The sequence below is a fragment of the Stenotrophomonas sp. genome, assembly GCF_059505245.1.
On sequence record NZ_JCACKF010000008.1, the window covers coordinates 73,649 to 93,833 of the forward strand.

The following is a 20,185-nucleotide window of genomic DNA, read 5'->3' on the forward strand; positions in this document are numbered from 1 at the left end:
CACAGATCAGAAACGCACGGACCAGCGTGCATTCGCACCATGGTCACGGCTCTCGCTGCCGAACTGGCCGCTGTAGCCCAGCTCCAGCTGCTGGCGCGAGGTGAGCCACGCCGACAGGCCCAGTTCGGCCACCACCGCGTTGTCGGCGATCGGCGCGCCGTTGACCGCGAACGTGGAGCTGCCATTGGCAAACGCAAGGTTGGCGACCTGGCTGCGATCCCCCGAGGCACGACGATAGCCGACGCCCCCGCGCAGGTGCAGCCAGCTGTCCTGCTGGAACGAAGCCTTCAGCCCCTTGTCGAAGCGCACGCCGGCGGTGGCGATCGTGGTTCCGGTGTCGTTCACCTTGCCCTGCAGCGCCGCTGCTCCACCGCGTTCGCTGATGCGCTTGAGGTCCACTTCCACGCGCGCCACCTGCAGGTACGGCTCCAGCCCGGCTTCGGGGCCACCGAAGCGATAACCAGCTTCGATGAAGGCCTGGCGGGTGCGGGCGTCGTAACGCGCGCTCAGGCTGTCACTGAAACCTGCGAAGGCGACTTCACGCGTGCTCTTCACCTCGTGCTTGCTCCACGCCACACCACCGCGCAGGCCGAAGCCGCCCCAGGTGTGGCTGGCGTAGGCACCGAAGTGCGTGTTGTCGATCTTCGACTTGGCGCGGCGGTCCTGCTGCTTGACGTCGGTACGGCCGGTACCGGCCAGCACGCCGACCTGCCAGCCGGAGAACTCGCGGTCGATGCCGACCAGCAGGCCGTTGCTGTTGGCCTCGGTGCGGGCGGTGTTGAAGTCACCGTCCAGCCTGCTGTTGCCACCGATGGCCTGCACCCATGCACCCGTCGCATCACCCACGTCGCTGCCGGGCGCGCTGGCGCCGGCACGGCGTGACAACGCGGCATCGCGCACGTAGCGGCTGCCCTCGACCAGGGCGATGGCCGTGGCCGGATGCAGCTCGCCGCTGAGGCCATCGAGCACGCCACCGACCTGCTGCGGGAACAGCTGGGTCAGCGGCTTGGGCAGGCCCTGGGCGATCGGCAGCAGGTCGGCGGCGGCCGCCACCGCACGCTGGTTGGGCGTGTTGGCAGCCGTGGCCAGCGAAGCGCCACGGGCAACGTCGATGCGCGTGCCATTGGCGCCGTAGGCCAGGCTGAACTGCAGGAAGGGCGAGAACGCACTGAAGTCGGTCTTGGCGAACTGGCCGCTGATGCCACCGTCGGCACGCAGGACGTTGAACTGTTCGCCGAGGTAATACACGCCCGGTTCCGGCAGGGCGACCAGGGTGCCGCCGAGGGTGGCGGTGCCGGTCACGTGCAGCTGGTCACTGCGGCTACCCGGTGCCAGCTCCGCCGCATACACGCCGGTGGCGCCCTGCACGTAGTTGCCGTTGATGGTCAGCGTGCCGATCGAGTTGCCCGGCGCGATGATGCCGTCCACGCGGGTGTTGCCGAGCGTGCCGACGCCCTTCAGCAGGCCATTGGCGCCGACGGTGGTGGTGCCACCGGTCTGCGTGCCGTTGAAGGACACCACGCCGCCGTTGACCACCAGGTTGCTGTTATCCAGCACGCCGCTGGTGCTGACCGTGCTGACGCCACCGGTGGTGGTCAGGGCGGTGGAGACCAGCCTGCCGTTGAGCAGCAGCCGGCCACCCTGGACCTCGACCGTCGAGGTGAGCGTGTTGGCGCCGTTCAACTCCAGCATGCCGTCCTGCACCACGGCGCCGTTGAAGCTGTTGTTGCCGCTCAGGCGCAGCCAACCGATACCGGATTTGGTCAGCTTGCCGGGGCCGCCGATGTCGTTGGTCCAGTTGTCCCACGCATCGCCTTCCCAGACCTTCAGGCCGCCGGCCCTCTGGTTCATCACCACGTTGGTGTCCACGCGCAGCGAGCCATAGCCCTCGATGGCCTTGCGCAGGTCGACCATGCCCCAGCCGTAGATTGCATCGATGCCTGGCGCGCCGAGATCGCGTGCGGTGGTCAACAGCACGTCGCGGACCTGGGCGTTGTCCAGGTACGGGAAGCGCTCCATCAGCAGGCCGAGGGCGCCGGTGATATGGGGGGCGGCCATCGACGTGCCGGTCTTGGTGCCGTAGACGTAGCTGGTGTTCTCGCTGTCGATGATCAGCCGCACGTAGGCGGAGGTGTTCTCGATGCGGCCCTGGATATCGCCGGAGACGATGGTGCTGACGATATCGGTACCGGGGGCAGAGATGCACCAGTTGGCGGCAACGCCGCAGATGCTGGAACTGCCATCGATCACGTAGTCGGTTTCACCTGCGGCGGCGTCGGGCCGGCGGACATTGGCGACCGCCAGCCAGTACGGTTCCAGTTCGGGCTTCCAGCGCGGCATCGAGGCGGTGATGCCGGCAACCGCACCGCTGCCGTTGCCAGCCGACCACACCTGGATGAGAGTGGAGCCCGGGGCATCGCCGTTGTTGGCGTAGATGCTGCCGTACACGCCGTAGTCGGCACCGATGCTGGCGTACTGCTGGTCCAGCGCGGCGGCGGTCATGTTGCGCGTGGAAATGCCCCAGCTGTGATTGATGGCGCGTACACCCTGCGCCTGGATCTGCGCATACATGTCCAGCGTGGCGGCATCATCCGGATCGGTGCGGTACACCGCGCGCGGACGATAGAACCTGTCCGGGTCCAGGCGCCACTCGTAGTAGGTGTCACCGAACACGCGGGCGGCAGTGAGATCCGCACCAAAGGCCACGCCATGCATGCCGGTGCCATTGCGGTTGGCGCCGATGGTGCCAAGCACATGCGTGCCGTGATCGGCGTAGCTGAAGCCATAGGGCTGGCCGGCGGCGATCAGGCGTGCCGCCAGTGAGGCCGGAACGCCGGCGCCCAGTCCGTAGTAGTTGTAGCCGGGCTGTTCGCCGCGGGTCTGCCCGCAGGCGCCGGCCCCTGCGACCACACCCGGCGTCGCACAGTCGGCACCGATGGTGATGCTGGAGGTATTGCGTCCTGCAAACTCCGGATGCGCCAGTGCGGAGCCCGAGTCGAACAGCGCCAGGCGTACGCCCTTGCCGGTCAGGCCGCGCGCATAGGCGTAGTCCGCGCCCATCGCGCCCAGGCCCCAATCGGCGTTGAATTCGTCGCTGCGCCAGCTGGCCGGATCGCCGGGATTGCCAAGAACGGCGGTGCTGCTGGCGGCAGCTGCCGTGGCCGTGGTTGCAGGTGCGGTGCTGGCAGCGGGCTGCGCCCACGCGGCCTGCAGCTGGCGCTGCTGCTGCCAGGCCTCGAGTGATTCGCTGGCCATGGCTGGCAGTGCGGTGGCCAGCAGCAGCGAGCTGGCGACGGCAAGCGCCAGCGGGCGATGCGACAGGGAGCGGGACGAACGGCCGTACAGCGGGTGATTCATCGGACAACTTCCTTGGTTGACGGACAACAAGGCCGTTAACGCCAAGGCATGGCGATATCCCCCAGTAATGTGAAGGGAATTTTATGAACGTGTTAATGTTTTGTGATCGGTGCATGGTGCGGCTCCAGCGGGCAGGGCACCGTGACCCGTCCTTCCGAGGCTTCGGAACCGTCCATGCGTACCGCATTCCGTAAACCACCGTTGGCGATATTGGGTGGTGCCGATCCTGGCAGCGACGCGTTCGAGCGCGCAGCTGGTGGCCAGGTGCCCAGCGTCATCCCGGAAGGCAGCATGCCGCAGGCCGACTGGCCGGCCACGGTGGTGGTGCCCTGTGGCATGGGGGATGCGCGCAACCTGATCATGGCCCTTGCCGTGATGCCTGCATCGTCAGCGGTGGGCGCGCCTGCACGATCTCGGAGGTTTGGCTGCACAAGCGGCCGCTGGTGTCGCTTGCAGGGGCAGGTGGCGGGTCCGACGCGCTGCCGGACACCCGCCGGACGAGCGCGGCAATTCGCCGATCCTGCCGTGGCGCAACAGTGATGAGCTGGCCGGGCAACTGCGTGTCCTGGGAATGCTGCAACACTGAGTCCAGCCGCATCCGCCTTCACCCAACGTCCCGTGTGCAGCGCTAAGGTGGCCCGGCCTGGGCTCCCCAGGCTTATCAAGGAGTGATGTCGATGCGTACTTTCAGGAAAGTGATCGCCGGTGCTGTGTTCGCGTTGGCCTGCAGCGGCTCGGTGGCCGTGGCCGGACCGATTCCGCCCTGCGATCTGCCCTGCTGGAAGGCCTACCAGGCGTGCGTAGCCGGTGGGGGTGATGCCATGGAATGCCAGTACGAATACGATCGATGCGTCATGGAGCGCTGCGGCGCGGTGTAAGCCCAGCCATGATCGGCTGATGACGGGCCCCGTCCATGACGGGGCTCTTCTGTTTGTGCGCAGGGTCGGGCACTCTCGGCGCATTCTTCCTGGTGGAGTGGAACATGGCCGTCATGCGTGTCGTCGCCAACATCGCCACGTCTGATCCCGCCCGTGCCGCTGCATTCTATGGCGAGCTGCTCGGCATGCCGGTGGTGATGGACCATGGCTGGATCGTCACCCATGGCGGGCAGGGCAGTGCGCTGGCGCAGGTCAGCTTCGCCAGCGAAGGGGGTTCCGGCGCACCGGTGCCGGACCTGTCTATCGAAGTGGACAACCTGCAGGAGGTGCTGGAACGCATGCACGCGGCTGGCATCGCGCTGGACTATGGGCCGGCCGACGAGCCCTGGGGCGTGCGGCGCTTCTTCGTCCGCGACCCGTTCGGCCGGCTGTTGAACATCCTCGCCCACGCCTGAGCGACGGCGGGCGCTTCAGCGACGGGTGCCGCCACGCTTCGGCGCCGGCGACACGCCGACCATGCGCAGGCAATCGGCCACCACCGCCGCAATGAAGGTGTCGGCGTCCTGCGTGGGCGCAGCGATCAGGTCATCGGTGGCGCCATGTACGCCGGCATAGATCAGCGAGGCCGTGATCTGCGGTGCCGGCAGCTGCCACAGGCCTGCACGGGTGCCCGCCTCGAGGATGTCGAGCAGCTGCTGCTGGATGGCGTTGCGCTCGGCATTGCCGCGCTGGTGGTGGTGATGGTTGGCGTAGACGACGTCGTGCAGTGCGTGCGTGCGCACATAGGTCTCGATGTTGGCGCGGATCCAGGCGCACAGGCGCGCCACGCCATCGTGGGCAGGCTGCTGCTGAACGGCATGGTCGACCTCGGCCATGAACTGCAGCGTGTAGCGCTGCGCCAGCGCCTGCAGGATCTCGGTGCGCGAGGCGAAGTAGGTATAGAACGTGCCCTTGGCCACGTCGGCGGCGGCCACGATGTCACTGATGGTGGTCGCTTCCACGCCCTGTGACAGGAACAGCGCCTGCGCGGCGTCCATCAGCTCTTCCTGGCGGGTTTCAGCGGGTTTGGTGCGGGGCCTGGCGACTGCGGGAATCTGCATGGGGCGGGGTCCGGGTGCGACGGTCGCCATTCTAGCTTCCTCCGGCAATGACTGACCGCCGGTCATTGACTGACGGTCAGTCAGCAAACTACGATGCGCGCACGCTCCCTCCCGGCATCCGCACATGCAACGCTTCCGACGGCCGGCCCTGGTGCTGGCGGCCTACCTGGGCACCTTCCTCGCCTCGCTGGACATCAGCATCGTCAACGTCGCGCTGCCGACGCTGCAGCAGGCACTGCACACCGACATGGCCGGGCTGCAGTGGGTGATCAACGCCTATGCCATCGCCCTGTCCGCAGTGATGCTGTCGGCGGGGCCGCTGGGTGACCGCTATGGCCACCGCCGCATGTGGCTGCTCAGCGTGGCGACCTTCACCGTGGGCTCGCTGCTGTGTGCCTGCGCAGGCAGTCTTTCCGCACTGGTGGCGGGGCGGGCGGTGCAGGGGGTGGCCGGCGCCCTGCTGATCCCGAGTGCGATGCCGATCCTCAGCCATGCATTCCCTGATCCGCGCCAGCGTGCACGCGCGATCGGGGGCTGGTCGGCGTTCAGCGCGCTGGCGCTGGTGCTGGGGCCGCTGCTGGGAGGCGAACTGGTGCAGCGCGCAGGTTGGCCCAGCATCTTCCTGATCAACCTGCCGCTGGGCCTGCTTGCACTCGCGCTGGGGGCCTGGGGCATTCCTGAGCGACGGCATCCGCAGCACGCCGCGCTGGACCCGGCCGGGCAGCTGCTCAGCATCGTCGCGCTGGGTGCACTCAGTTACGGCCTGATCGCGATCGGCGAGCACGGCCTGCTGGCACCTTCGACCCTGCTGGCGCTCGGCATCGCAGCGTCCGGCCTGGCGCTGTTTGCGTGGGTCGAGCGCCGCGTGGCGCGGCCGCTGCTGCCGCTGGACCTGTTGGCGAAGCCGGGTTTCGGCATGCTCAACCTGGCCTCGTTCGTGCTTGGATTCACCGCTTATGCGAGCCTGTTCTTCCTGTCGCTGTTCTTCCAGCAGGCGCAGGGACATGGGGCTGCGCAGGCCGGTGCGCAGCTGGTACCGCAGTTCGTGCTGATGGCGGTGGTGTCGCTGCTGTTCGGCCGTCTGGCGGCGTGGTTCGGGCTGCATGCCGCGCTGGTGACGGGCTATGCAATGACAGGCATGGCGCTGTGTGCGATTGCCACGTTCGAGCCGACTACAGCGCACGGTCAGGCCAGCGCACTGCTGATGCTGCTCGGCACTGGCATGGGACTGGCGGTACCTGCGACCGGCATGGCGGTGATGTCATGCGTACCGGCCGAGCGTGCCGGCATTGCGTCGGCCACGATGAACGCGCTGCGCCAGGCGGGCATGAGCCTTGGCATCGCGCTGCTGGGCAGCCTGATGGGCCTGCGCGCGGTACGCCAGTTCACTGCGACCGCGCAGGCGGCAGGGCAGCCCGCAGTGGCCGCACAGGCGCGCACGCTGATCCTGCAGCCGTCTTCACTGCTGCCGGGGACGCAGATACTGGCCTGGTACCGCGACGCGATGGCCAGCGGTTTCGGCTGGGCGATGGCTGTCGCGGGCGTGCTGGCCCTGTTGGCAGCGCTCGCCCTGTACCGCCAGTGCAGGCGCGCCTGAGCACGCTGCGGTCAGCCCTGCTGGCGTTGCGGCCCTTCCTTCGTCGGCGCGGGTTCGGCCGCGTGCTGCCGCTGTTGCCGTGCATTGGCGTGGCGCGCGTGCCCGCCTTCGCGGCCGATCGCTGCCATGTGCTGGCGATTGCGGCTGATCGCCTCGCCGCCCTTGCGGCCTGCCACGCGTGCCTCGGCCGGGCTGAACTCATGTGCATTGCCGGACGCATGCGCGGCGCGTCCACCCTTTGCGGCAATCGCGCGCTGCTTATCCCGGTCCATCGAAGCGAAGCCGCGATGGGAGGTGCCGTGATGCTGGTCAGCCATGTGAAGGCTCCCGGTGCATGGAAGGGGAGCTCATCCTTGCGTGTGCCCGGATAAGGCAGTGTCCGCACCGGCGGTGCTGCCCTCACGCCACGCCGCACCGGCTTTCACGGCGCAACTACGCCGCTGCGCGATGAGCGCCGCTTGGCTAGGATGGACCGGCATGGCGGATGACCGCCCAGACAGGAAAGGACGCCGTGAACAGATTCGGATGGCTTGTACTGCTGGCCTGCGCTGCACCGGCCCATGCGGACACTGCGCTGCTGAGCGGCAGTTTCGTTCACTTCGGTTACTCGTCCACCGATGAGCAGCTGCCAGCGGCGCAGCTGCCGCTGTTCCTCGACGAACTGCGGGACCTGGGCAACGACACGCTCATCATCGGCCAGACCCGCGCCACCCGTGCCGGCGTGGGCTGCGCCAGCAGCGCGCAGGATTTCGAATGGATCGCCGGCTTCCCGGCCAAGCTGGGCACGGTGCTGGACGCGGCCGCAGCGCGTGGGATGAAGGTCGTGGTCGGCACCACCTACAGTTCGGGCCAGTGTGCGGCGTTCTGGCAGGGCTCGAACGCTGCAGCGGTGGCGCAGGACGCAGCGCAGTCGATGGCGCAGCTGGCCCAGCAGTACGCGATGCATCCGGCATTCGCCGGCTGGTACATCACCGATGAGCCCGCGCAGGTACCGGCCGAGCGTGCGTCGTTCTATCGTTCAATCGTTGCCACACTGAAAGCGGCGACGCCGTCCAGGCCGGTGATGGTGGCGCCCTATCTGGCATCCTCCAGCGTCGACCCGGCCAGCGTGGCCAGTGCTGCGCTACGGTTCCGCTCTGCCACGGGGGTCGACGTGCAGATCTGGCAGGACGGCATCGGCGCGGCGTCGCACGCGAAACTGTTCCAGTGGGATCGACCGGGCTATTCCACCGAGCAGTACTACCAGGCGTTGTCGGCGCAGCTGGGCGCCAGCGCTGTGTGGGCCGACATCGAGCTGTTCAACCATGGCAGCCCGCTGTTCCTTGATGCCGGTAACGGCCTGTCCGGTGCATACCGGTCGGCGTCGGTGCAGCGCATCAACCAGCAATTGTGGAGCGCGCGTTCGGCTGGCAAGCGCGTTGCCTGGCTCAACCAGTACCACATGTCCGAAGTGGTTGGCCCCGGCCAGGGCTACGGCGAGGCGCCGCGGATGATGAACACCTATCGCGGGTTGTACGGGTTGGGTGCCTCGTACCTCGTCGATCCGGTGCAGACCACCTATCACTACAGCGTGGCGCCGGCGACCAGCTATCCCGACGGCAGCGGCCATGAGCTGTTCGACCGCCGGGTAGGCGACCCGCGCAATCCGATGGACGCGGGCTGGGTAGGCGTGCACGGCAACGTCAGCATCACCATCGACCTGGGCCAGCGCCGACGGGTGGACTGGATCGGCCTGCACACGATGACCCGCCCGGCCTGGGGCATCGTCACGCCGACGTCGGTGGAGGTGATGTGCGCCGAGCCCGGAACTGCCGCCGTAACGATCGGCACGCTGTCGGCACCCTTCACCCAGTCCGGCGTGATGGGCTCGACCGAAGAGGAGTACGTGCTCGGCAATGCAGCCCCCCTGGCTGCGCAATGCCGCACGCTGGAGCTGCGCGTGGCCAACGGCAGCTGGACATTCCTCAGCGAGATCGAGATGGCTGCAGAGCAGTAACGCCTCAGCGCCGGCGGGCGTCCTGCAGGCGCTGTGCGAAGGGCCGTTGTTCGAGCGCCACCAGTGCTTTGCGCAGCACCTGCTCCAACGACTGCCCCAGATCGGCATCGAGGCTGCGTGCCGCCACTGCGGTGGCCTGCCATTGCGCCTGCAGCACAGGCATCGCGCGCTGCGCGCGCGGGCTCAACTGCAGGATGCGTTCGCGCCCGTCGTCACCATTGGCAGTGTGCAGCCAACCATCGCGCACCATCGCCGCCACGGTCTGGCTGAGCGCCGAATGGCTGAGCCCGCAGGCCAGCGCGAGGTCCTTGATCCGGCAGGGGCCCTGCGCCATCAGCGTGCGCAGCACCGGCGTGTAGCGCGGCCGGTAGTCCAGTTGCAGGTGCCGGTAGGCCTGCTCGACGGCCGGGTCCAGCTGGTCCAGCAGTGCGCGCAGCAGGGTACCCAGCGTGGCGTGTTGGAGATCCATGAGTGGGATGATATATAAGCGCTTATATATCCTCAATGCGGGGTGGATGATGGCGGTCTCCTGGATGCTCGGCGCGCTGCTGGCGACGGCCTGCCCGGCGCAGGATGCGGTGCTGCAGGCGGCCGCCAGCGCCGTGCAGGCGCAGTACCTGGACGAGGCGGAGGCCGCCCGCATCGCCGATGCCCTGCGCAGCTGGTCGGCGCAGCAGCGCTATGCGGACAGCTGTTCGGATCCTGCTGCGTTCAGCGCACGCCTGAACCAGGACCTGGACATGTTCGATGGCCACTTCCACGTTGAGCGCGTGGACGCAGCTGCCGGCCAGGACGACTGGTTGATGGCCTGGCGTGCCGATGCCCGCAGCAATGGTGCCGGTGTGCGCGAGGTGCGGGTGCTGGAAGGCAACATTGGCTACCTGCGGTTGAGTACCTTCTATCCGCTGGATCTGGCGCGCCCGAAGTTCGCTGCGGCCTTCACGCTGCTGGCCGACACCGATGGCCTGGTGCTGGATCTGCGCCAGAACGGGGGAGGCGACGATGCAAGTGCCGACCTGCTGGTGCGCACGCTGCTGGACGCGAAGATCGGCGCGGTGCAGCAGCTGGACCAGCGTGGCCGGCGCACGCCGGTACCGCTGCCGCCTGCCAGCCTGCCTGTGTACCTGAAGCCGCTGGTGGTGCTGATCGACCGGCGTACCGGTTCGGCGGCCGAGTTCGTCGCCTATTCGCTGCAGGCCCTGGGCCGCGCGCGCATTGTCGGCACGCGCAGTGGCGGTGCCGCGCATATGTTTGGTGATCCTGTGCTGCTGCCCGATGGCTATCAGATCAGCATTCCCGACCGGCAACCGATCAATCTGCGCACCGGCGGCAATTGGGAAGGCACCGGCGTGAGGCCTGATGTGGCCGGCGGCGACGATCCGCTGTTCATCGCGCGGCAACTGCTGGCGCCTGCGAAGTCGTCTAGATGAACGCACGATTGCAGGGCTGTCCTATCGCAGATGCGCGAATGCATGCCTAGAATCGAAGCATCCCGGTAGTTCCCGGGCGCTTCGAGTGAATGGACTCAATGAAGATTCTGTTGACCGGCAGTTCCGGGCGCATCGGGCGCGCGATCTTCGGTGCGTTGGCGGCCGCCCACGAAGTGGTGGGGCTGGACCGCAGCCCGTTCGCCACCACGCGCATCATTGCCGATGTCACCGATCGCCAGGCGGTCACGCGTGCGGTGCAGGGCGTGGACGCGGTCATCCATACCGCGGCCCTGCATGCTCCGCATGTCGGCCTGGTGCCGGACGCGGTATTCCAGCAGATCAACGTGGAGGCAACCGCGCACCTGCTGCAGGCCGCACGCGAAGCCGGCGCACGGCGTTTCGTGCTGACCAGCACCACCGCCCTGTACGGCCATGCCGTGGTAGCCGGTGGCTGCCGTTGGATCGATGAAGACACCGAGCCGCTGCCGCGCACGATCTACCATCGCACCAAGCTGCAGGCCGAGACCCTGGCTGAAGCTGCCGCCACGCCGGGCTTCAGCGTTCGCGTGCTGCGCATGGGCCGGTGCTTCCCGGAACCGCCCGAGCGCATGGCGATGTTCCGCCTGCATCGCGGCATCGACGCCCGCGATGTGGCCAGCGCACACGCTGCACTGCTGCTCGACGAAGGCGCCCGATTCGCCCGCTATCTCGCCTGCGCACCGACGCCGTTCCGGCGCGAGGACTGCCTGGAACTGGCCACCCACCCGCGCAGCGTGCTGGCCCGTCGCGCGCCGCAGCTGCTGGCCGAGTTCGAACGCCGTGGCTGGCCGCTGCCATTGAGCATCGACCGTGTCTACGACAGTGCCCGCCTGCGCAGTGAGCTGGGCTGGCAACCGTGCTTCGGGCCGGATGACGTGCTGCAGCAGTATGCCGTCGGCAGCATCGAGGTACTGCCGCGCGCGCAGTGGATCAAGGACCGCGTGGCCGAGTGAGGCCATCGCGACGGACGGGTGGCTGACCCGACCCTGAGCAGATTCAGGAATGTGCAGGCCGGTCGCCTCAACCTCGTTGGCGGGCGGCCGCTAACCCGGTGCGCTTCCAGCGCCGGGCCCGCCCGGCGGCCGGTGGCCTGCGCGACGGATCGCGCGCCTGCGCGGTGCCTTCGTGGTGCCGGTCGTCCTGAACTGCCTTGCGGACCCTCCCATGCCTTCTTCCCGTTCCGCCGCTGCCCGCCGCCCGGGCAGCATCGCCCACAAGCTGATGCTGGGCACCGCCGCGATCGCGCTGCTGTGCTTCGGCCTGACCGCGTTCCTGATCTACCGACAGGCCAGCGCCAGCCTGATCAGCGCCTCGCGCCAGACCATGACCAGCGAGGCGACCGCTGAGGCGCGCCAGGTGGCGGCCGATCTGGGCACCGCCTTTGCCAGCAACGATGCCATGGTTGAAAGCGTGCTGGCCCAGCGCGCCCGTGGTGACGTGCCCGACCGCGCCAGCTTGGCGGCGGTGCTGGGCGAGCAGCTGCGCGCCCATCCCGAATGGCTGGGCAAGAGCACCATGTGGGAGCCCGATGCCTTCGACGGCAAGGATGCCGAGTTCGTCAACACCGAGGCGCACGATGCCACCGGCCGCTACATGAGCTACTGGGCCTGGCAGGAGGGCAAGCCGCAGCAGTCGGTGATGACCGATTACACCGAGACCGCCAGCGGTTCCGGTGACTGGTACATGGTGCCCAGCCGCGACAAGCTGCCGAAAGTGAGCGAACCGTATGCCTATGACATCGCCGGGCAGCAGGTGCTGATGAGTACGCTGAGCACGCCGATCATCGAGAACGACAGGTTCCTCGGTGTCTTCACCGTCGACTTCTCGCTGGCAGCGTTGCAGAAGCACCTGGCCACGCTGAAGCCGATGGGGGCCGGCCGCGTCGAACTGCTGTCGCCGAAGGGCGTGGTGCTGGCCTCGGCCAATGCCGCCGAAATCGGCAAGCCTCGCAACGACGCACTGACCCGCAGCATGCTGGCCGAGATCGCCGCCGACCGCCCCTTCGAGGCCTTCAGCCCCGATGCGGCCGGCAACGTGCGCGTGTATGTGCCGCTGCGCGTGGGCGATGCCCCGCAGCGCTTCGCGCTGGGCGTGGTGATGCCGCATGCGGTGATCGTGGCCGAAGCGCGCCAGCTGCTGTGGCTGACCCTGCTGGTCGGCGTGATCGCCGCGCTGACCCTCAGCGCCGGTGTCTACATACTGCTGCGCCGCCTGGCGATCCGCCCGCTGGCCGAAGCGGTGCGCGTGGCCGGTGACGTCGCCGCCGGCAAGCTGGACAGCACCCTGCCGGCGCGCAGCAACGACGAAGTGGGGCGCCTGCTGGACGCGATGCAGGGCATGCGCGGCCAGCTGCAGGCGGTGATGGCTGCGCAGGCCGAAATGGCGCGCCGCCACGATGCCGGTGAACTCAGCTACCGCATGGATGCCGCGGCGTTCCCGGGCGAGTACGGCCGCATGGTGGCCGACAGCAACCAGCTGGTGGCCTCCAGCAACGCGGTCACCCAGCGCCTGGTTGAAGTGATGCAGCGCTATGCCGTCGGCGACCTCAGCGTGGACATGGAAGCACTGCCGGGCGAGAAGGCTGTGTTCACCGCTGCGATGGCAACCACCAAGCGCAACCTGGCCGCGATCAACGAGCAGATCCAGCAGCTTGCCGCTGCGGCCGCCGCCGGTGACTTCGCCGTGCGCGGTGATGCACTGCGCTTCGACCACGATTTCCGCCGCATGGTGGAGACCCTCAACACCATGATGGAAGTCAGCGACCACAACCTGGCCGCACTGTCGACGCTGCTGCGCGCGATCGCCGGCGGTGACCTCAGTACCCGCATGCAGGGTGACTTCCATGGGGTATTTGCGGTGATGCGCGACGATGCCAACAGCACCGTGCAGCACCTGACCCAGATCGTCGGCCAGATCCAGCAGTCGGCAGCCAGCATCCGCCTGGCCGCCGGTGAGATCGCTGCCGGCAACAGCGACCTGTCGCGCCGTACCGAACAGCAGGCTGCCAACCTGGAAGAAACCGCCGCGTCGATGGAAGAACTGACCTCCACCGTGCGCCAGAACGCCGACCACGCGCTGCAGGCCAACGCGCTGGCCGGTTCCGCGGCGGGCGTGGCCAGCGAAGGCGGCCAGGTGGTCAGCCAGGTGGTGCACACCATGGAGCAGATCGAGGCGTCTTCGCAGCGCATCGCCGAGATCATCTCGGTGATCGATGGGATTGCGTTCCAGACCAACATCCTGGCGTTGAACGCAGCAGTGGAAGCGGCGCGCGCCGGTGAGCAGGGCCGTGGCTTCGCCGTGGTTGCCAGTGAAGTGCGCGCGTTGGCGCAGCGTTCGGCGGGTGCTGCGAAGGAGATCAAGGAGCTGATCGACGCCTCGGTGGCCCAGGTCGGTGCCGGTGCGCAGCTGGTGCACGGCGCGGGGCGCACCATGCAGGACATCGTCGGTCAGGTCGGTCGGGTCAACGAGATCATGGCCGAGATCTCGGCCGCGTCGCGCGAACAATCGGCCGGCATCGAGCAGGTCAACCAGACTGTGGTGCAGATGGACGAAACCACCCAGCAGAACGCCGCGCTGGTGGAGGAAGCCAGTGCCGCCGCGCGTGCGATGGAGGAGCAGGCCGAGCAGCTGGCGGTGGCGGTGTCGCGCTTCCGCCTGCAGGCCGAGCCGGCGGCCGTGGCACGCCGCGCGGCCTGATCGCGCAAATGAAGACGCCCGGCGGGGGCCGGGCGTCGGTTGCATCCTTGCCGCGCATCCCTGCGCCGGTCTGATGGCTTAGAACATTCCTTCAAACGGGTTCCAGCTGGCGCGACCTTCCACCTTCTCCAGGTAGTAGCTGTAGTTGGTGCTGGAGGCGACCAGCAGATTCATCGCGATGAACAGCATGCGCCCGACGACGTCGGGAAGGAACATGCTGACGATGGCCAGCGCGATGTTGATGCCGATGACCACCAGCGCCTTGCGCCACATGCCCAGGATCAACAGGTAGATCGCACCGAAGAACAACGCGAAGAAGTTCAGGTTGATCTTCAGGCGGTCACCGAACGACAGCGCCTTCCAGGCCTGCTTGAAACCGGGATTCTTGGGCGCGCCATGCTGGCGGAAGAAGTTGAAGCGGAACTGCCACTTCGGGCTGAACTGGGACAGGTCAGTGGTATTCATTTGGGGGAAACATCCCTGTGAGAAAACGTTTTCATGATAAGGCAAGTCCTATTCAGGATCCAAGGGCTGCCGTCAAAAATGTGACGCGTGCCGTGTTCCACGTGCTGCGGCCGGGTGCCGCACCGTCACCCGCCCGCCTTGTTTTTAGGATAGGGTGCGCAGTTCCGCTGCCGCCCCGGTTGGACCCGTGCGGCGGCGGGATGTCCATGGAGGTTGCATGACCACACCTGCTACACCGGAAAACGCACCGGGACCGGTGCTCCTGCCGACACCTGAAGTGGTGCAGGCACAACAACTGCTCGCACGCCAGCAACTGGCGGTGGCGATGGACCGTGCGCGCACGGCCGCCACGCGGGACGCGGCACCGGCCGCGCTGGAAAGCGAGTAACCCGCAATACCGTCGATCGCGCTGGCATGTCGCCAGCGCGATCACGGCGCGTGCCGCCGGTCAGAAGCGCGCGGTCATGCTGAGGAAGTAGCTGCGCCCGGCGACGAAGTAGTCGGTGGAGCCTTCCGCATACAGCTTCTTGTCGGCCAGGTTGCTGACGCCACCGCGCAGGGTCAGCACCTCGTTGACGTTCCATGCGACGGTCAGGTCATACAGGGTGTAGGCCTTGAGGAAGGTCGTGGCGGTGCCGGTCTGCTTGCCGGTGTACTGCGCCGACAGGCTGCCGGAGAACACCGTATTCGGCGACCAGTCCAGCGACGAGTAGCCGGAGAATTCCGGCGTATCGATCAGGTTGCGGCCGGTGGTCAGGTTCCTGGCTTCCTTCATCCAGGTTGCCGAGGTGCGCCAGCGCCACTGCTCGCCGAAGCGGACGTTGAAGTTGCCTTCCATGCCGCTGGTGCGCGCGCGCTGCACGTTGCTCATGCGCGTCCACCAGATGCCGTTGAAGCGGCCCAGCGGTGCGTATTCGATCTTGTTCCGGAAGTCGGTGTGGAAGTAGGTCACGCCAACATCGATCAGGTCATTGTCGAAGCTGATGCCGATCTCGCGGTTGGTGCTGGTTTCCGGATCCAGGTCCGGGTTGCCGGCCATGTAGCACCCGCCGCGGGTATAACCCAGCGGGATCAGCGAGGTGCAGCCACGGCCGCCGGACTGGGTGGCAGCGGTGGCCGAATTCTCGGTCAGGCTGGGCGCACGGAACCCCTTGGAGACGCCACCGCGGATGGTCCACTGTTCGGCCGGATGCCAGACCAGGTACGCACGCGGGCTGACGTGGCCGCCGAACTTCTCATGGTGGTCCAGGCGCGCGCCCACGGTCAGGGCCAGGGTGCGGTGCAGCTTCAGTTCGTCTTCGACAAACAGCGCCCAGGTATCCACTTCCAGGCTGGAGCCGCTGACGGCGTTGCCGGCGTAGTCGATCGGCGCGCGGCCGATGGTATCGGTGTTGGTCAGTTCCTGGCGCTTCCACTGCCCACCCACGGCAAACTGGTGTTCAACGCCCAGGGTGAACGGCGTGGTCAGGCTGCCTTCGATGATCGTGTCGGTGGCCTCTGAGCGGCCGGTGGCGCCGATGTCGTTCTTGTATTCGGTCCAGTACGCGCTGAGCCTGGAGGTGCCGAAGCTCCACGTGCCATCGTGGTTGAGCGCCAGCGAGCTGCGCTTGAGCTCACTGGCTCCCCAGGCGCCTTCGTCCTGCTTTTCCAGCGACGCATCGATGAAGGCCTGCTGCACGCCATGGCCGGCTTCCAGCGACAGTTCCTGTGCGTCGCTCAGCTTCCACTGCAGCAGCGCATCGACAGTGCGGTCCTTCTCGCCGGCGTAGGCATTGCCGTAGACACCGTGGTTGGACTGGTCCGAATCACGGCGCATGCTGTTGGCACCGATGCGCAGGCCGAAGCGTTCGCCGAGTGGGCCGGAGAAGGTCGCGCCGATCTGCTGGGTATCGCCGCGCTTGCCATCACCGGGACGGGTGTAGCTGTGGGTGGCGCTGCCGTTCCATTCGTCGCCGATGCGCCGGGTGATGATGTTGATCACCCCGCCCATGGCGTCGGAGCCGTACAGCGAGGACATCGGCCCACGCACCACTTCGATGCGTTCGATCTGGTCGGGCGAGATCCAGTTCAGGTCCTGGCGGCCGAGGTCGGGGCGGTAGTTGGTCGCGGCCGAGCTGCCCATGCGCTTGCCGTCCACCAGCACCAGCGTGTAGTTGGACGGCATGCCGCGCAGCTTGATCTTGGACTGTTCGCCGACGGCGCTGAGGCCGCCGGTCACGCCCGGCACGCGGCTGAGCAGGGTGGCCAGGTCGGGAACCGGCTGGCGCTCGATGTCCTCACGGCTGATCACGCTGATGCTGGCCGGGGCATCCTTGATCCATTGCTGGCTGCCCGAGGCGGTGACCACCACGGTATCCAGGTCCTTGGTGGAGGCATCGGCGCCGGCCTCTGCAGCGGCCAGGCCGGGCAGGGCCAGCAGGCAGGCGGAGGCCAGGGCAGGGGCCAGGCGGGTGCGCGGCAGGCGCGCGGAACGGGAACGGGACGATGGGGACATGGCGGCTTCCATGGGAGGTGGGGTGACCCGGTGGAAGCAGCAGGCGCAGGCAGACAGCAGGCAGCCACCCTTCCGTGGGTCGTCGGTGCGCGCGGTGTGGACCGGCGCAGCTGGGTGGGTCGCGGCCGTGCGGAAGACGGTGACCTGCCTGGTTAATGAAATGATAACCGTTCGCGTTTGATACGATCCAGTGCCCGGGGCGATGCAATGACATCCGGCCATCCCCCGACGTGATCGCCTGCTATTTGCTGAATGGGGATAAATCCCGGCGTAGGCCTTCGCACCCGGCTTACATCCAGCGCCCTAGACTGGGCCGCATTTTCGATTCCGCCCCGTTGGAGATCGTGTGGGTTCCGGTAGTGACAGACATCGACTGTGCGGCCTGAAGCCGACACAGTCTGGACAAGTGCGGGCGCCGGGAAAGCGCGCCGGGAACCTTGGTGCATGCAGCCCGGCCGGGATGGCCGGCCGTGCCGACGGCGCGGAGTAGGCGGCGATGGGGGTGCAGACCATCCATGCGGAAGCAGAAACGCCCCGGCTCGACGCCGGCTGGGCGCTGCTGCCCGCTGAATCTCCGTTGCAGATGCCCGAACAGACCCTGCGCGAAGGTGCACTGAAGGTCCGGCGGCATCGCACGTCGCCGCGCCTGATCGGCCTGCGCCGGCTGTACATCTTCGGTGGCACGCTCGGCATGACCGCCGTGGCCACGCGGATGATGTGGCGGGTGCTGTCGGCCAATGGCATCAGCGTGCTCGAAGCCTGCCTGCTGGTGCTGTTCGTTGGCCTGTTTGCCTGGATCGCGCTGTCTTTCGCCAGCGCCCTGGCCGGCTTCCTGACCGCCGTGTTCGACCGTGGCTATCGCCTCGGCATCGACCCGGACAAGCCGCTGCCGACCGTGCACAGCCGCACCGCGCTGCTGATGCCGACCTACAACGAAGACCCGCGCCGCCTGCTGGCGGGCCTGCAGGCGATCTACGAGTCGGTGGCGGCCACCGGCCAGCTCGGCCGATTCGATTTCTTCGTGCTCAGCGATACCCGTCGCGAGGACATCGCCGCAGCCGAGGAGCGGGTGTTCGGCGAGCTGCGCGAGCGGGTGCCGGACGGGCAGATCCGCCTGTTCTACCGCCGCCGTGGTGACAACAGCGGGCGCAAGGCCGGCAACATCGCCGACTGGGTCCGTCGCTTCGGCGGTGCCTACCCGCAGATGCTGATCCTCGACGCCGACAGCCTGATGACCGGCGACAGCATCGTGCGCCTGGTGGCCGGCATGGAGCACAACGCCGACGTCGGCCTGATCCAGACCCTGCCGTCGGTGATCGGCGGCCGCACCCTGTTCGCACGCATGCAGCAGTTCGGTGGCCGCGTGTACGGGCCGGTGATCGCCCGTGGCGTGGCCTGGTGGCATGGCGCCGAGAGCAACTACTGGGGCCACAACGCCATCATCCGTACCCGCGCCTTCGCCGACCACGCCGGCCTGCCGGCGCTGCCGGGGCGCAAGCCGTTCGGCGGCCACGTGCTCAGCCATGACTTCGTCGAAGCAGCGTTGATGCGTCGTGGCGGCTGGGCCGCGCACATGGTGCCCTACCTCGGTGGCAGCTATGAAGAGGGCCCGCCGACGCTGACCGATCTGCTGGTTCGCGACCGCCGCTGGTGCCAGGGCAACCTGCAGCACGGCAAGGTCGTGGGCAGCCGCGGCCTGCACTGGATCAGCCGCACGCACATGCTGATCGGCATCGGCCACTATTTCACCGCACCGATGTGGGCAATGCTGATGCTGATCGGCATCGCCATCCCGCTGTTCCAGGAGGGCATCGACTTCAATGCCCTGCTGCACCTGTCGCCCAGCGTGTACTGGCGCGCACAGGACGAAGAGCAGGTGGTGCGCCTGTTCGCCGCCACGATGGCGGTACTGCTGCTGCCCAAGGTGCTCGGTTACCTGGCGATGCTGCTGGACCCGGTCGACCGCCGTGGCTGCGGCGGTGCGATCCGTGCCTTCGTGTCGATGCTGGTGGAAACCGTGCTGGCCGCGCTGATGGCGCCGGTGGTGATGTACGTGCAGTCGCGGGGCGTGGCCGAAGTGTTGTCCGGCCGCGATTCCGGCTGGGATGCGCAGCAGCGTGACGACGGCGGCATCTCGTGGCTGGCACTGATCCGCGGCTACGGTGGCCTGGGTGTGTTCGGCGCCTTCATGGGCGTGCTGGCCTGGGCCGTGTCGCCGTCGCTGGCGGCGTGGATGGCGCCGGTGGTGATCGGCATGGTGTTGGCCATTCCGGTGGTGGCGCTGACCTCCTCGCGTGGTCCGGGCGCCTTCCTGCATCGCCTGGGCCTGCTGGACATTCCCGAAGAGAACATCCCGCCACCGGTACTGGTCCGCGCCGCGCAGCTGCGGCGCGAAGCGGCCGAGCAACCGCCGCTGTACTGATTGCCCCACGCCAGCGGCATAATGCGGCTCGAACTTGAAGGAGCCGCATCATGCTGCAAACGGTGGAACAGGAAACCGGCGCCTCGCCGCAGTGGTCGGTGATCTGGCTGCACGGCCTCGGCGCCGATGGCCATGATTTCGCGCCGATCGTGCCGGAGCTGGTGCGGCCGCACTGGCCGGCGCTGCGCTTCGTGTTCCCGCACGCACCGGTGCGGCCGATCACGATCAACAACGGCGTGCCCATGCGCGGCTGGTACGACATCGTCGGCATGGACTTCCGGTCGCGTGCCGACATGGCCGGCGTGCAGGAATCGGTGGTGCAGCTGGACGCGCTGATCGCGCGCGAGATCGAGCGTGGCGTCGCGGCGGAGAAGATCTTCCTGGCCGGCTTCTCGCAGGGTGGTGCGATCATCCTGACTGCTGCGCTGTCGCGTACCGCGCCGCTGGCCGGCGTGATCGCCCTGTCCACCTATCTGCCCGAAGCCGACAGTGCCACGCGCGTTGAAGGCGCGGTGCAGGTGCCGGTGTTCATGGCCCATGGCAGTGGCGACCCGGTGATCCCGCAGGCCGTGGCGGCCCACAGCGCACAGGCGCTGCGTACGCTGGGCCTGGACGTGGCGTGGCACAGCTACCCGATGGCCCACCAGGTCTGTGCCGAGGAAATCCAGGCACTGGGTGACTGGCTGCAGGAACGGCTGGGCGCGGCCTGAG

Annotated in this window: 17 protein-coding genes; 11 read left to right on the forward strand and 6 right to left on the reverse strand. The window is 67.7% G+C overall.

All coding sequences use genetic code 11. The features are described 5' to 3' along the window. Positions 1-6: 6 nt before the first annotated feature. On the reverse strand, positions 7-3,357 hold the full coding sequence (locus AC5JLE_RS02580) for an autotransporter domain-containing protein (protein ID WP_496064990.1): 3,351 nt from the start codon (positions 3,355-3,357) through the stop codon (positions 7-9). Between the two features lie 174 nt (positions 3,358-3,531). On the opposite strand from AC5JLE_RS02580, the gene AC5JLE_RS02585 reads away from it, so the two are divergent. The 3 genes from AC5JLE_RS02585 to AC5JLE_RS02595 all read left to right on the forward strand — a co-directional run bounded on the left by AC5JLE_RS02585 (position 3,532) and on the right by AC5JLE_RS02595 (position 4,690). Beyond that, entirely contained in the window at positions 3,532-3,897 is a 366-nt protein-coding gene (locus tag AC5JLE_RS02585; protein WP_496064991.1) for a hypothetical protein, read from the forward strand. 137 nt (positions 3,898-4,034) lie between these two features. After that, the gene (locus AC5JLE_RS02590; protein WP_134965937.1) at positions 4,035-4,235 is read left to right on the forward strand and encodes a hypothetical protein; all 201 of its coding nucleotides are present in this window, start codon (positions 4,035-4,037) and stop codon (positions 4,233-4,235) included. A gap of 104 nt (positions 4,236-4,339) precedes the next feature. Continuing rightward, positions 4,340-4,690, forward strand: a complete 351-nt coding sequence (locus AC5JLE_RS02595; protein WP_032958352.1) for a VOC family protein — start codon at positions 4,340-4,342, stop codon at positions 4,688-4,690. Positions 4,691-4,705: 15 nt separating this feature from the next. Here AC5JLE_RS02595 and AC5JLE_RS02600 read toward each other — a convergent pair whose 3' ends face one another. Then, entirely contained in the window at positions 4,706-5,335 is a 630-nt protein-coding gene (locus AC5JLE_RS02600; protein WP_046432686.1) for a TetR/AcrR family transcriptional regulator, read from the reverse strand. Between the two features lie 124 nt (positions 5,336-5,459). Here AC5JLE_RS02600 and AC5JLE_RS02605 point away from each other — a divergent pair, with 124 nt between their 5' ends. Beyond that, entirely contained in the window at positions 5,460-6,932 is a 1,473-nt protein-coding gene (locus AC5JLE_RS02605) for an MFS transporter (protein ID WP_164167088.1), read from the forward strand. A gap of 11 nt (positions 6,933-6,943) precedes the next feature. Here the strand turns inward: AC5JLE_RS02605 and AC5JLE_RS02610 are convergent, their stop codons facing one another. After that, positions 6,944-7,249: a KGG domain-containing protein gene (locus tag AC5JLE_RS02610; protein WP_046432675.1), complete on the reverse strand. Its 306-nt coding sequence runs from the start codon at positions 7,247-7,249 to the stop codon at positions 6,944-6,946. A 194-nt stretch (positions 7,250-7,443) separates the two neighbouring features. Here AC5JLE_RS02610 and AC5JLE_RS02615 point away from each other — a divergent pair, with 194 nt between their 5' ends. Continuing rightward, entirely contained in the window at positions 7,444-8,928 is a 1,485-nt protein-coding gene (locus AC5JLE_RS02615) for a DUF4434 domain-containing protein (RefSeq protein ID WP_164167086.1), read from the forward strand. A gap of 4 nt (positions 8,929-8,932) precedes the next feature. Here the strand turns inward: AC5JLE_RS02615 and AC5JLE_RS02620 are convergent, their stop codons facing one another. Then, positions 8,933-9,397: a MarR family winged helix-turn-helix transcriptional regulator gene (locus AC5JLE_RS02620; protein WP_014648520.1), complete on the reverse strand. Its 465-nt coding sequence runs from the start codon at positions 9,395-9,397 to the stop codon at positions 8,933-8,935. Positions 9,398-9,446: 49 nt separating this feature from the next. Here AC5JLE_RS02620 and AC5JLE_RS02625 point away from each other — a divergent pair, with 49 nt between their 5' ends. From AC5JLE_RS02625 to AC5JLE_RS02635, 3 genes are all read left to right on the forward strand, one after another. Then, complete coding sequence (locus AC5JLE_RS02625) at positions 9,447-10,358, forward strand: S41 family peptidase (RefSeq protein ID WP_049439338.1); 912 nt, start codon at positions 9,447-9,449, stop codon at positions 10,356-10,358. Positions 10,359-10,456: 98 nt separating this feature from the next. Continuing rightward, positions 10,457-11,350, forward strand: a complete 894-nt coding sequence (locus AC5JLE_RS02630; RefSeq protein ID WP_014648518.1) for an NAD-dependent epimerase/dehydratase family protein — start codon at positions 10,457-10,459, stop codon at positions 11,348-11,350. Positions 11,351-11,561: 211 nt separating this feature from the next. Then, on the forward strand, positions 11,562-14,093 hold the full coding sequence (locus tag AC5JLE_RS02635; RefSeq protein ID WP_100450657.1) for a methyl-accepting chemotaxis protein: 2,532 nt from the start codon (positions 11,562-11,564) through the stop codon (positions 14,091-14,093). A gap of 78 nt (positions 14,094-14,171) precedes the next feature. On the opposite strand, the gene AC5JLE_RS02640 is transcribed toward AC5JLE_RS02635, so the two are convergent. Then, on the reverse strand, positions 14,172-14,558 hold the full coding sequence (locus AC5JLE_RS02640) for a DUF2628 domain-containing protein (protein ID WP_014648516.1): 387 nt from the start codon (positions 14,556-14,558) through the stop codon (positions 14,172-14,174). A 217-nt stretch (positions 14,559-14,775) separates the two neighbouring features. On the opposite strand from AC5JLE_RS02640, the gene AC5JLE_RS02645 reads away from it, so the two are divergent. Then, a complete protein-coding gene (locus AC5JLE_RS02645; RefSeq protein WP_005419553.1) occupies positions 14,776-14,946 on the forward strand; it encodes a hypothetical protein in 171 nt (56 codons plus the stop codon). A gap of 60 nt (positions 14,947-15,006) precedes the next feature. Here AC5JLE_RS02645 and AC5JLE_RS02650 read toward each other — a convergent pair whose 3' ends face one another. Further along, positions 15,007-17,052 carry a TonB-dependent receptor domain-containing protein gene (locus tag AC5JLE_RS02650; protein ID WP_164167084.1) on the reverse strand — a complete coding sequence of 682 codons (2,046 nt, stop codon included), beginning with the start codon at positions 17,050-17,052 and terminating at the stop codon, positions 15,007-15,009. Positions 17,053-17,548: 496 nt separating this feature from the next. On the opposite strand from AC5JLE_RS02650, the gene mdoH reads away from it, so the two are divergent. Continuing rightward, entirely contained in the window at positions 17,549-19,474 is a 1,926-nt protein-coding gene (mdoH, locus tag AC5JLE_RS02655; RefSeq protein WP_041863849.1) for a glucans biosynthesis glucosyltransferase MdoH, read from the forward strand. A 50-nt stretch (positions 19,475-19,524) separates the two neighbouring features. Then, positions 19,525-20,184, forward strand: a complete 660-nt coding sequence (locus AC5JLE_RS02660) for an alpha/beta hydrolase (protein ID WP_046432661.1) — start codon at positions 19,525-19,527, stop codon at positions 20,182-20,184. The last annotated feature ends 1 nt before the right edge of the window (position 20,185 follow it).